We start from the raw sequence: 12,479 nt of genomic DNA, 5'->3' as shown, positions 1-12,479 counted from the left end.
TCGAGGGCAACCCCTTGAAAGCCATACCCGGCGTCTCTGGGCCTCTGGACCTTACGACGGCCCGTGCAACCCACCAACAACGTAGGACCCCTTGAGCCTCATCCCTCGGAGCATGTCCGCTGCATGGCGCCGACCACCCGTCAGGACCTGACCGCCCGCTGGAGGCGCCGCTCGCGGCCGGGACACGTGTGATGCAGGAGGTTGGGCTGCCGCCGGGCTGGGCGAGGCCGTGGCTGCGGTGCCGGGTGAGCGGGTCGGCTACTGGCCGGTTTCGCACGGGCGTGTCCGGCCGTCCGGGCCGGGAGACTGGGGGCAGGTGTGAAGCCCTCGAACCGTTTCTCCGTCTCCTCATCGGACAGGTCGCCGCCGATGGCGTGCCACCGTGTGAACTTCTTGGCGAAGGCCGGCCGGATACAGAAGGCGTCAGACGTGTGGGTGACCACGGCGAAGGCGGTCCCGGCCAGATCCTCGCACGGGCCGAGTTCCTCGGTCAGGCGACGCGGTACCGGGACTACAGCACCCTCCTCCAGCCGGCACTCCCGGACGGCGGCGCCGAGGCGGCGCCGCCCGCGAGGTCACAGACCCGCGCTGCCTCCTCCTTCGAGGAGAGACCCGGGATAGTCCGCGGGGACCTCCCCTACCTGTCCGTCGATCCATTTGCCGTGGGTGACGTGTTTGACGGGGCGGGTGGTGTCGTCGTCGGCGGTGATGCAGTGAGGCGCCCGCGGCGGCCAGGAGGGTGGCGGTGAGTGCGGTGAGGAGTCGGGTCCTGGTGGCGGTCACCGGGACAGCGCTGCCGCTCTCCCGACTGCCCGAGGCAGGCCCCGCCTGCTGCCCCGGCCGGTGCTGCGGCGAGTCGGAACGTGGGCATGGCCCGGGCCACTGGCACCTGCACTCCGAATCGCTGCAGGTCAGAGCCCTCGCCCTCGCGTGGTGTCGAACCGGTGCCGGCCGGGCAGGGGGGCCTGTCACGCGCCTGTGACAGTCGGCGGACAGCGTCGTGAAGTCCGGAAGCCAGTCTTTTAGCAGAAGGACAAAGCAGACATTTCGCCACTGTTCTTCGGTCCCCGCCCCCCTTTTACTTGGAGTAATTCTCATGGCTCGCACTTCCCGGAAGCAGCGTTTCTCGATGCTCGCCGTCTCGGCCGCGTTTGTCGGGGGAGGCGTGCTGCTGCCCACCAGTGCATTCGCTGCGCCGGCCACGCCGCAGGTCGGTGCGGCGGCCACGCTGGTTGCCGACCACGCGAAGAGCGGTCATGGGGGCAAGGGCGAGAAGGACAACCGAGGCCACAAGGGTGAGAAGCACGGCAGGAAGAACCAGGACAGGAAGCACGGCAAGGTCAAGGACGTGAAGAACATGCCGGGCTGCAAGTTCTACCAGGGCACGGTGTACTGCGAGCACAAGCCCGAAAAGCCCGCCCCGGCCAAGGAAACCCCGGCCAAGGAGACCCCGAAGACGGAGACCCCGAAGACGGAGGTTCCGGCCGGTACGTAGTCGCAGGCTCGGCCGCTTCCGGCTGAGCCTGAGACACGGTGGCGTAACTCCCCGTGCCTGGGTCGGTCACACAGTGAAGCCTTCGTGCAGCTGATCAGCCTCTGTCGAGCCCCTGTCGGGCCCCGACAGGGGCTTTGGTCTGCCTTGCCCGGACGACCGCAATGCCGGGTGACGGACCGGCCGGCCCGGCGTTGTTCCGGACATGGACGAGATGCTGGACGTGCTCCTCGACGGGGTCTCGTAGGAGACGGCGGCACCGGGGCAGTCCTCCACCAGTCCGAGGAGCGCTTCGCGCTCGCGGTCGTCGGAGGCCAGGCCCCAGCGGAACCTGATCCCGGTCCGATCCGACCCGACCCGCACGTACGCGCAGTGTCCCTCTTCTTCAGGTGTTCAGATGCCCTGTTGCGTGCGGATGGTTCGAACTCAGGGGCCGGTGGCCCTATGCGGCCGGGTGCGGCAGGTCCTTCCGCTCCGAGTACACCCACGAGCTGAACTTCCAGCTGCCCAGCCGCATCGCCAGCGTATCGCCCGGCCGCACAGTCCCCGTCACCTCGATGGGCAGCTCGTTCACCATGCCGACCGAGTCGGAGCACTCCACCTCCCGGGACTCCTTCCACGACTCGCTGTTGGCGGCGTACTGGAGCCAGGCCGTGGTCCGCGACCCGGTGGTGCAACGCGCCTCCAGGGTCCCCCTCACCGTGTAGGTGCGGTTCCCCTCACCGTTCCACGTCACGCTGCCGTAGAAGAGCAGCTGCGCCTCGTGGCTGCCGGAGCTGGTGTTGCGCTTGATCTCGAAGGAGACGGGCTCGCTGCGCTGCTCGGCGACGGCCCCGGTCGGCATGGAGAGGACAGCAGCGACAGCGGTGGCCGCGGCCGCCGCTGCCACCGACTTTCCGGTGAATTGCATGCGGTGACACCCTTCAGGAGTCGTTCAGGGAACAAAGCCGCGTGAATCCTCACGCATGATCAACAACTCCCTGCGCAGCGTGAGGTAACGAACCCCTGCTCCACCTGGCGGGGAGCACGCGGCTCTGGCACCGCCTCGATTCCGCCCTGCCCGATCAACCAACGTCCTACTTGAGGGGGAGCGGACTACCCGGGCGCGGGCGGTGTCCGCCGGGCGCGCCGAGCCGGTCGTAGGACCCCGCGTACCAGCGATGATCATGCCTGTGTCAGGCCGGTGCCGTGGTCGCGCCCGAAACATGGAGCGGCGCATTCGGGAGCCGGGTTTCCGCCAACTGTCCGGATATCGCGTGGTACGGGAGAGGGACCAGGGACGGCTCTTCATGGGGATTCGCTGCTGCCCACCGATGCAACACATTGGTCACACCAGCGATTTCACCGGAAGAAGGATGGCACGCCTCCCATGAAACGCCTCGCACCGCTGCTCGCCACGGTCGGACTCGTCGCGACCTCCATGCCCCTGCTGACGGCCCCCCAGGCAGCTGCCGCCCAGCCCCCCGGCTACATGCGCCAGCAGCCGGACTGGCACCGCTGCAGCCCCGACCAGCCGGTGACGTACGAGTGCGCGACCCTCAAGGTGCCGCTCGACTACCAGCATCCCGAGGGCCGCATGCTCGACCTCGCGATATCCCGGATCAAGACCGAAAACCCGGGCAAGCGGCGCGGGGTCCTGCTCTTCAACCCTGGCGGCCCCGGCGCTTCGGGGCTGTTCCGGCCGGTGAACCTGAACACGAGGATGCCCAAGAACGTACGGGACCAGTACGACCTCATCGGCTTCGACCCGCGCGGGGTCGGCAAGAGCAGCCCGATCTCCTGTGGCGGGCTGAGCGCGGCCGAGCGGGGCATCGGCGGCGCGTACCGGCCCGAGACCTTCCCCTCGGACGTGGCCTGGGCGCGAACCGTCGCCGACAAGTGCCGGGAGAAGTCCGGCGACGTCATCCCCTACATCACCACCCGCAACACGGCCCGCGACCTGGACGTCATCCGCGCGGCGCTCGGCGAGCGGAAGATCTCGTACCTGAGTTACTCGTACGGGACCTACCTCGGGGCGGTGTACTCCCAGATGTTCCCGCAGCGCACCGACCGCTTCGTGCTGGACAGCGGGGTGGATCCCCAGCGCGTCTGGCGCGGCATGATCCAGGTGTGGGCCACCGAAGCGGAGCCCGCCTTCGCACGGTGGACACGGTGGGCGGCGGAGCGCTCGGACCGATACGGGCTCGGCACCACGCCCGAAGAGGTGTCCGCCACCTTCTGGGGCCTGGTGGCCCGGGCCGACAGGGACCCGATCGTCCACGACGGGGAGAAGATCACGGGTGACTACCTCAGGGCAGACCCCTCGCTGTTCTTCTCCCCGTACGGAGCCTCGGCCGTCATCAAGTTCCTCAAATCCCTGGCCGAGAACGGGCCCCGGCCGGCGGACGGCGACGCGCCGGATCTGAAGCAACTGCTCGCCGGGTCCCGGTCCTCCGGGGCGAACGCCTCCGAGCTGAACACCGCGGGGCCGGGCGCGGCAGCCGCCGACTCCGCTGGCGAAGGCATGGCCGCCTACTGGTCCGTCGTGTGCGGGGACACGGACGCCTGGCCGCGCGACCCCGATCAGTACGCGCGGGACGCGGCGCGGGACAAGGCGAAGTATCCGCTGTACGGGGACTTCGCGTCGAACATCAAGCCGTGCGCCTTCTGGCAGCGGCCGGTTGAGCCCGCGACGCCCATGAAGACCCGGGCCGACGTGCTGACCGTGCAGAACGAGTGGGACTCCCAGACCCCGCTGGCCAGCGGCCAGGGCCTGCACAAGGCGCTCAAGGGCTCACGGATGGTGCTGGCGCTGGGCGGCGAGAAGCACGGTGTGTACCTCTCCGAACCGGCTTCCTGCGCCGACGCCACGGTCAACAAGTACCTCGCCACGGGCCGGCTGCCTGCCGCGGACGTGACCTGCCAGGACCCGCCGCCGTTCCCGTAGGGGTCCGAAGGCACGGAGCTGACGGCCTGGCCCCGGCCAGGTGGAGGTCACTAGGCAGCAACGGAGGCCGTCGTCCAGGGATCCCCCCGGGTAGGGCGCCAGCGGCCCGTACCTGTGCCGGCCGAGCGCGGCGTCGCCGGACCGTGCGTTCGTCAGGTCCTGCGCGATCGGGAGCTTCGGGGGTCCGGGCCGCGAACACCGGGACGCCGCCCTATCGGCCTTGGACGACTCGCTCACCGATACGGAGCTGAGGAAGGCCTGCGTGAATGGTGATTTCCCGGTCGGGCTCGCAGATCGGATTTGCGTCCTACGGCGACCCGTAGGACGCTCAGCAGCCGGAGAGCCCGTAGGCGCGGCCGTTCGACGAGCACGCCTCAAGGGTTGTGGCGTGTATCGCAGGGCGTGTCAAGCCCGGGGCGTGACGGGGGAGGCGTGGGTGAGGCCGGCACGGGCCGCCCGCACCACAGCCCTTGTGGTGACCTGTTGGAGGAACACGTGGAAAAGGCCGAACCCCAGCGGCGATCGCACTCTGATGCGGGGAGTCCGGGGAAGGGCACGGATGATCTGCGCGAGCGCGGGTTCGTCCGCTACGACGCCGGGCAACTCGGCATCCTTCCGGTCGGCTCCGCCGCGAGGGACCTGGCCGGGATCCGGGAGGTTTTCGAGGCTCTGCCGCCTGACCCGTACGCTCCGGGAACGAACAGGTTCCGCCGGTACTCCCATGCCGTGTACCTGCCGTGGAAGGACGAACTGTCCTGGATTCCCGGAACCCCCGACCCCGTACACGGTACGGTCACCGACTTCTCCCAGGGCGAGGACGACTCTGAGTACCCGCGCACGCGGCGCGTGCTCCCCGACATCCCCGAGGCGCTGCGCGGCAACGCTCTGCTCTTGCGGCTCCTGCGCTGGGACATCGAGCAGGTCCTGTCCCTGAAGGATCTGGGGAGACGGCCGCTGTGGGCCGGCGTCCACCTGATCAGGCTCGGCGTCGACGGTCCCGGCCAGGAGGCCGTTTCCTCCCCGAACTGCCTCCACCAGGACGGAGGTTCCGCCAGCACGTTCACTTTCGCCCACCTGATCAGCCGTACCAACGTCACCGGCGGGCAGAACGTCATCGCCACACCGGGCAGCGCAGGCCTGCAGCCCGAGGACCCGTGGGCGGACATCCACGCCGACTTCACCCTCACCGACCCACTGGATGGCTACGCCGTCCACGATCACAGAGTCAGCCACTACGTCGGCCCGGTCCGCGCGGGCGCCGAGCCAGGGCCGGGCGAACGGTCCATCCTCATCGTCGGCCTCGCCCCGTACGTCCCCCAGCTGTGACACCGGCGCGCTGCTCGAAGAAGGGCAGCTCCCCGGCGGCCACCTCACTCACCACCCCCAGAGCCGGCCTGCGCGCGAGCCCGCGTTGCTCCCTGCCGCGAGCTGCCACGCACTTCCGGATGTGGCTGTGTGGGATGGTCCCGGAGCCGTCATGAGCGTGTGCCCTCCCCCCGCTGCCTTGCCGCGGACCGTCTTGCGTCGCGGCCTCCCGGCTCGTCACCTGAGTGCCGCGGCGCATCTTCGAGAGAGAACCAGCCGCCGTGACCTGTCCGGTGCCGGAGTTCCCCCTACGGAACCACCGGCCGGTCCGAGCGCAGGGCGTCGAGGGCTTCCGTGGGGGGTGGCACGCCGAGGCCGCGGTCGTAGGCGTTGGCAGTGACCGTCATGCAGTACAACAGTGCCGCACGGTCGTGTTCCATGGCCCCGCGGGCGGCCGGAGCGTACTCGTCTGCGAGGCGGTCGATCAGCCGCAGACGGGACTCCAGCGGGACGGGGCGGTCCGCAGCCGCCGCGACCGGCGCCGCGTAGGCCGGGAGGCTGTCGGCGAGAAGCGCGAAGGGGCGACAGCGCGCGGGACAGTCCCCGCAACCGGGCAGTTCCCGGTCCGGCCGGCTCGCCACCAGCGCCACGAACTCGGCGCGAACCTGTTCCAGGCGAGCCACGGCGTGTTCGGTCAGCTCGGTGGTGGCCAGCCAGTCCTCGCACAGCTGCGCCAGGACGCGCGCGGCCCGGTCGCGTGCCAGCAGCTGACGGCCGGTCTCGTCGGTGGTCGTCTCGGACGGGACAGGCTCCGCAGGAGCCGTACCGCGTCCCGCGGCCACGGCCCGGACGGGGACCCTCCGCGGGAGCGCGGCCAGATGGCGCTGCGCGGCCTGGGCGAAGGCGCAGTACGCTTCCGCGCCGTCGGCCGGAGCCTCGGCCCTCCAGGCGCTCCACGCCTCCCACAACTCTTCCGCCTGGCCGAATACCAGCCCTTGGAAGAACGGCGCCAACGCGGCATCCGCCGATCGACGGGCCGGCGGCCGGTCGATCCGGTGGAGCAGGGTGCAGGGAGACGGGCAACGGCGGCAGCCTCCGTGCCGGTGGAGGTAGTGGCGGGTGGCCTCGGCCGGTGCACCGGGGCGGCCGTCGTCGGTCTCCGGCCCGTGCGTGCCGCCCGCCGCCACGACCTCGTCCGCCGCCACCTCGTCCGCCTCGCGCATGGCGACGAGTACAGCCGATCCGATCCGCTCGTCGTGTACCACCGCCACTCCGGGCGGCAGCAGCCCCAGATGACGGCTCTGCCGGTCCGTCAGGTTCACGGCCGCCGACACCACCGCGCGGTCGTCGGCCGCCACGAGCCGGTGCAGGATCTTCACGTTGGAGTTCTTCACCACGTCCGGCGCCAGCTTGACCGGCACTTGGTCGGCGACGACGAAGCCCTCGCCGTAGGCGCGCATCTCGGCCAGCATGTCGGTGAACATGGACACCGCCTTGGCCTGCGGATCCCCCACCTCACCGCCGGACGGGCCGCGAGAGGCGCGCAGCAGCCGGTGTGCCTCCTCGATGAGGGTGAGGTGCCGCAGTCCCACGCCGGACGGGGCGGCAGCGGAATCGGACCGGGCCTCCGCATGCTCGTACAGCATGCACAGCAGCAGGGCCATGACGAAGGACTTCTCCTCGTCGTCTCCCAGCCCGCGCAGCTCGACCACGGCCGGACGCTCGAACAGCTCGGTCACCGGCACCCCGCGCCGGGTGTCCAGGGCCATGCCCTTGGTGCCGACGAGCAGGCTGCCGAGTCGGGACCGCAGGGCGGCTCCCATGTTCTGGTGGACCTCACGCCCGTACGAGCGACGGTCCAGCACCTCTTCGATCTTCCCGTACAGGTCACCGACCGAGGGGATCAGCGCAGCACGGTCGGCCGCCGACGGGCGGCGCCCCAGAAGGTCGTTGACGGAATACTGAAGGTCCCAGCCACGCTCGGTGTACACCTCGATCATGGCGTCCTCCAACACGTACGACATGCCGGCGAACATCGGGAACGAGGCGTTGAACACCGCTTTCAGGAGATCCAAGTGGCGTGAGAGCGGGGTGCCGTGCAGTGGCTCGAACGGGTTGAGCCGCAGGGGCATCGGAGCCTGAGGCCCGATGCCGAAGACGCGCAGGCGCCCACGGAGGCCCGGATGCGCTGCCAGATGCCGGTACTCGGCCTTGGCCGGTTCGATGACCAGGAACGGCACGCCCAGGCCGGTGTACGCCTCCAGCAGCAGGTTCTTCGCCGTGGTGGTCTTGCCGTAGCCGGTCATCCCGGTGATGAACACATGCCGATTGAGGTCCTCGGCGGAGACGGCCACCGACTGGTGCACGTCGCCCCGGCTGTCCAGCAGCCTGCCCAGCGTCACCGGACGGTGCTCCACCTCGGGGGCGATGAGCGCGAACTCGGCGCTCTCGCGCATCGGCAGCCCGGGCACGGCCCGGCGCGGCAGCGCGAGGAGAACGGCCAGCTCGGTGGAGGTGATGTTGGTGGCCAGCGCGTCGAACGCGGGACCGAGCGGGTGACCGGTGCCGCCGTCGGCGGGCGTCAGGGCCAGGACCTGCCCCTGCAGGGCGGCTTCGCGCAGCAGGGCGGGCGGCAGCCGTAGCACCCGCAGCGGGTCGAGAGTCGTGCTCTCGCCGCTGCAGATACCGCGCAGCGCTCCGGAAAGCGACTCCAGCACGCCGTCGCTCTCCGCCGCGAGGTAGACCGCGGTACGCCACCAGCCCTGCGACCGGGCCGCCTCCAGTCGGTCGATATGGCGCTGGAGCAGCCGCTCGCAGGCTTCGGCGGCACCGTTGAGCAGCTCGCTGCTCGCGCCGAGCGACCGGTTGCTGCCCGTCGTCCGCGAGGGGGCGCTCTGCGGTACGGCCATCGACTTCGCGAGCCCGCCCAGTGGGACGGACATCGGGCCGACCCGGCCCAGAGGGCGCAGCACCGCCGCAGCAGGGGCGAGAGGCGGGACCGCCGCCGCCAGCGCGCAGAACACCGCGATCCTGCTCAGCAGCGCGGGCAGCTCCTCGGCACCCTCCTGGGGGAGGGGCGTGGACGTCGAACTGCTGCTGCCCTCGGTACTGCTGACCGTACGCCGGACCAGGGCGTGGATCTCGCCGCGGATCCGGCGGCAGTGGTCCAGCGTGGCGTCCAGAACGGCGGCGGGCAGAGGCTCGGCGGCGACCACGAGGGCGTAGCGACCGTCGACGGCGGAGGTGAGCCGGTCCAGCGACTGGAACGCGGCGGGGGAGAGCCCGGACGAAGGGGAGGGGATGCCGGTGACCACGGCGAGCGCGGGGGCGGTCCGCAGGAACGCGGTCAGCTCCGCGTGCGTACCCTCGTCGGGCTGGTGGGCAGGGCCGAGCCGCAGGCCGGGGACGTGAGCCCGCAGCGCGCCGGTCTGCCCGTGCAGGAAGTCCTCCGTGGAGCCGGCCGAGACCCCGGGGATCCGCCGGCCGCCCCAATGGACGCGGTGCACGCTACCGGTGCCGTGGACCGCCACGCTCAGTACGTGTCCACCGCTGTGGCAGGAATTCAGTACGTGGGGCAGAGCCGCGTTCCAGTCCTCACCGGGGACGGGCGCGCCCAAGGCCTCGACCTGGTGCAGAAGCGGGCGCGGTGTGGATCGCGCGGGCCCTCCCACGGTCCAGCGGGCGGCGTCGAAGTCACCCAGGTACCGCCGTTCCAGCAGGCTGAGCAGGAGTGCGGCCACGTCTTGGTCGGGTCGGCTGGCAGGGTCCGCCGGTTCGGCGGATCCGGAGCCGCTTCCCCGTACGGCGCGCGGTGGTCCGGTGGTGGCGGGGGCGGCGAGGAGCGCCGCGTCGGCCTCCGGCCCGCTCGGGGGAGTCATGGACGCATCCACGGTGGGAGCACCTCCAGAGGGTCGGGGCAGCGGGAATCGGGGGAGAACGGCCCCGGCCCGGACCCTGAACGGTCGGTGGACGAGGCCGCGTCGGGGCCGCGGTCCGGTGGTGCGGGGATCGCAGGGGCGGCCTGAACGGCGTACCCCGCGGACGGCACGGGCGCGAAACAGGAACGCAGCAGCGGCCACCAGGCCGCGCCGGCCGCAAGATCGGTCGCCGGGTCGGGGCCGCACCACACCGGCGCCCCCGCCGCCGGATCGGTGAGCGCGGAGCGCATCGCCGGCCAGACGGCGCCCGGCCCGCCGAGCACCACCGAGGAAGGGTGCGCCACGGCCGCACGGGCGGCCTGCCGGAGCAGGTGCAGGCCGTCGGCCACGGCCGGGTCCGCCGCCAGTTCGGCCCCGCGCACCACCAGCGGGGCGAACAGCCTTTCGGCGTAGGCGCCCTGCCACTCGACGGCGTCGGCCTGCGCGAGACGGGCCGCGCACTCCTGGACGCCGTCGGCCAGAGCCAGCAGATCGGCGGCAGGGGCGTCCTCGCGGCACCGCGCCAGCACCTGACCCACGAGGAGTTCCGTCCAGGCGCCCCCGCCGTGCGCAAGCACGGTGTCCGGTCCGGTACGGGTGAGGACGAGGGGTCCGCCGTCCGACCGGATCGCACGGAAGGGGGCGAGTACGCTCCATCGCTCGCCCACCACGACGGCCAGCAGCGCACCGGTGGGCAGCTGCTGCCCGGGCGAGGCCAGCCGTCGGCACAGCAGTGCTTCGGCCGGTCCGACCCGCAGGGCGCCGCCCAGTCCCGCTTCCTCCACGTACTCCTCGGCGTCGGCAGGTGTGCCGGGTCCGGCACACAGCACCACCCGGTAGCCGGGCGCCGGGCCCGCACGCTCCGGGAGCCCCAGGTAGCGCGCGACCCGGTCGCGCAGTCCGGTCAGGAACTCCGCGTCCCACGGATCGCGCCGCCACTCCAGCAGGCGGTCCGCGGTGGCAGGCCCCGAGGCCAGGGAACGCTGGGCCGCCGCACTTCCCCACCCCAGACCCTCGCCGTAGGCATGGGGGATCCACACCCGCAGCCCATCGCCGACCGGCAGGGGCCGACCGCCTTCCAGCAGCGCCGGTACCGTGCCGCTGTGCTGCACGTCGAGGCCGAGGAATCCGCTCATCGCGCCGTGGCTTCCCCGGTCGCAGCAACGAGCTGCTCCACTTCTCGGCTCAGCAGCCGGTGTGCCGCCTCCAGGCAGTCCACCGGGGCGGGGTCGGGATCGGCCGGCGCGGCTGCCACCGGGCAGCAGCCCGCGCTGATCTCGTCGAGTGCCGCCTGGCGCCGCCGGCACAGCTGCTCGGCGGCCCGGACCGCTGCCGTGCGGATGTCCGCCTTGACCTTGGCCCGGTCGGGCATGGCCGCCTCCGTGGCGAGTTTTGCGGCCTGCACCGAGGCCGCGGCCACGGTGACCGCCGTGTCGATGTGCCGCAGGGCCTTCCAGGACAGCTTCGGAATCATCGTCCCCACCCGGCTGCTGATCGCGGAGCCGAGCCCGTCGGTGGGGGCCTCCGGGAGCTTTCCCGCCAGTCGGCCCGTGACCTCGACCGACACCCGCTCGGGCTCCAGGATGTCCAGCAGCCGCCGTGTTCCGTCCGTGCCCGGCGGCTTGTGGTGGTTGAGTTCGGCCGTCCTGGCCACGGCCTCCGCGAGGCCCAAGGCTTCCTGCCGGGCCGCCGTGCGAAGCCGTTCGGTGAGCCGGTCGCCGTAGCTGCCGTCCCGCAGCACCGGGCCCTGGTCCAGCTCCGCGGCGATCTCGTCTCCTGCGGTCCGCGCGTGCACCGCCACCCTCTCCAGCATCCGGTCCAGTTCACCGCCGACGGTGTCGAGGAACCGCCGCCGGGAGGTGTCGATGGCCGTACGGGCCACCTCCGCCTCGACCAGCAGCTGCCGGAACAGCGCACGCTCCGCGTCCAGTCGTTCGGCGGCTTCCTGTGCGGCCGCATCGAGGATCCGGGACGCGCGGGCACGGCGGGAGGCGAGGGCCGCCGCCGTTGCCCGGTCGGTGAGCCTGCTCACCAGGGCACCGGCCTGGGGGCCCCCGAAATGGTCCGGGTGCGCGGCGGCGGCGCGGGCGCTGACGAACACCACTTCCGGCGGCAGCGCGCCGTCCAGGGCGTACTCCAGGCGCTTGAGGTGGGCCGGGGCGCGGGTGTCGAGGTAGCGCTGCCACTCCTCGGGCGTGTCTTCGTCGAGGAAGACGTTGACCAGCAGCGCCAGCGACTCGGCGCCGTGACGTTCGCGGTATTCGCGCAGGAAGTCCTCCTCGACGGTGGCCATCGGCTGGCGCGAGTTGAAGACCCACAGCAGGAAGTCGCCCTGGGCGGCGATCTCCGCCGCGCGACGGGTCATGGCCGGTGTGTCGTTGATGCCGGGGGAATCGACCCAGCGTCCGCCGTCCGGCAGGGGGGAACGGGCGAGTTCGACGGTGACGGTCCGTGCGGCGCCCACCACCTCGACGCGGTAGGACCCGTCCGGGGCGACGAGCGTGACGGCCTCCGTGATCGCCTCGGTGGTGGCGGGCACCTCGCGCCGCCCGTCCGCGTCGCAGACCGTGACCCGGTCTTCGGGGCCGGGACTGATGATGCAGGCGATGCCCGTCTCGGGGTAGTCGCTCACCGGAAGCAGGGCGCGGCCCAGCAGCGTGTTGAGCAGGCTGGACTTGCCCGCGCTGAAATGACCACCGAAGACCAGGGTGACGGCCGGACGGTTCATCACCGCGGCGGCCCGGGCGAGGACATCGGCCACCGAGTCCCGGTAGGGCTGACCGTGATGGCGGGCGAGAGCGGCATCGAGCGGGGACGGAAGGTTCACGGCTTGTCGCTT

7 protein-coding genes are annotated in these 12,479 nt (G+C 71.6%); 3 read left to right on the top strand and 4 right to left on the bottom strand.

Features of this window, described 5'->3' with window-relative positions; translation table 11 throughout:
- Window positions 1-1,096: 1,096 nt before the first annotated feature.
- A complete protein-coding gene (locus ACFY0D_RS29320; protein ID WP_390801027.1) occupies window positions 1,097-1,495 on the top strand; it encodes a hypothetical protein in 399 nt (132 codons plus the stop codon).
- Window positions 1,496-1,934: 439 nt separating this feature from the next.
- On the opposite strand, the gene ACFY0D_RS29315 is transcribed toward ACFY0D_RS29320, so the two are convergent.
- Window positions 1,935-2,402, bottom strand: coding sequence for a hypothetical protein (locus ACFY0D_RS29315; RefSeq protein WP_390801026.1), 468 nt, complete (start codon window positions 2,400-2,402; stop codon window positions 1,935-1,937).
- A 459-nt stretch (window positions 2,403-2,861) separates the two neighbouring features.
- On the opposite strand from ACFY0D_RS29315, the gene ACFY0D_RS29310 reads away from it, so the two are divergent.
- Both ACFY0D_RS29310 and ACFY0D_RS29305 read left to right on the top strand, forming a co-directional pair.
- Window positions 2,862-4,418, top strand: a complete 1,557-nt coding sequence (locus ACFY0D_RS29310) for an alpha/beta fold hydrolase (RefSeq protein WP_390801025.1) — start codon at window positions 2,862-2,864, stop codon at window positions 4,416-4,418.
- Between the two features lie 402 nt (window positions 4,419-4,820).
- Window positions 4,821-5,744, top strand: coding sequence for a 2OG-Fe dioxygenase family protein (locus tag ACFY0D_RS29305; RefSeq protein WP_390801024.1), 924 nt, complete (start codon window positions 4,821-4,823; stop codon window positions 5,742-5,744).
- Between the two features lie 287 nt (window positions 5,745-6,031).
- On the opposite strand, the gene ACFY0D_RS29300 is transcribed toward ACFY0D_RS29305, so the two are convergent.
- The 3 genes from ACFY0D_RS29300 to ACFY0D_RS29290 are packed head-to-tail and all read right to left on the bottom strand — an operon-like array spanning window position 6,032 to window position 12,467.
- Window positions 6,032-9,601, bottom strand: coding sequence for an ATP-binding protein (locus ACFY0D_RS29300; RefSeq protein WP_390801023.1), 3,570 nt, complete (start codon window positions 9,599-9,601; stop codon window positions 6,032-6,034).
- Window positions 9,598-10,776 carry a hypothetical protein gene (locus ACFY0D_RS29295; RefSeq protein ID WP_390801022.1) on the bottom strand — a complete coding sequence of 393 codons (1,179 nt, stop codon included), beginning with the start codon at window positions 10,774-10,776 and terminating at the stop codon, window positions 9,598-9,600. Before ACFY0D_RS29295 ends, ACFY0D_RS29300 begins: the two co-directional genes overlap by 4 nt.
- Entirely contained in the window at window positions 10,773-12,467 is a 1,695-nt protein-coding gene (locus ACFY0D_RS29290; protein ID WP_390801021.1) for a dynamin family protein, read from the bottom strand. The genes ACFY0D_RS29295 and ACFY0D_RS29290 overlap by 4 nt, the downstream gene beginning before the upstream one ends.
- Between the last annotated feature and the right edge of the window lie 12 nt (window positions 12,468-12,479).

Origin of the sequence: Streptomyces sp. NPDC001502, from assembly GCF_042894785.1 — a bacterium.
GTDB lineage: Bacteria > Actinomycetota > Actinomycetes > Streptomycetales > Streptomycetaceae > Streptomyces > Streptomyces kutzneri.
The sequence above is the reverse complement of the archived record's forward strand: the minus strand, read 5'-3'. Positions and strand labels throughout refer to the sequence as shown.

Coding starts and splice junctions, on each gene's coding strand:
- ACFY0D_RS29320 (WP_390801027.1), top strand. CDS start 1,097: ATGGCTCGCACTTCCCGGAAGCAGCGTTTCTCGATGCTCGCCGTCTCG.
- ACFY0D_RS29315 (WP_390801026.1), bottom strand. CDS start 2,402: ATGCAATTCACCGGAAAGTCGGTGGCAGCGGCGGCCGCGGCCACCGCT.
- ACFY0D_RS29310 (WP_390801025.1), top strand. CDS start 2,862: ATGAAACGCCTCGCACCGCTGCTCGCCACGGTCGGACTCGTCGCGACC.
- ACFY0D_RS29300 (WP_390801023.1), bottom strand. CDS start 9,601: ATGACTCCCCCGAGCGGGCCGGAGGCCGACGCGGCGCTCCTCGCCGCC.
- ACFY0D_RS29295 (WP_390801022.1), bottom strand. CDS start 10,776: ATGAGCGGATTCCTCGGCCTCGACGTGCAGCACAGCGGCACGGTACCG.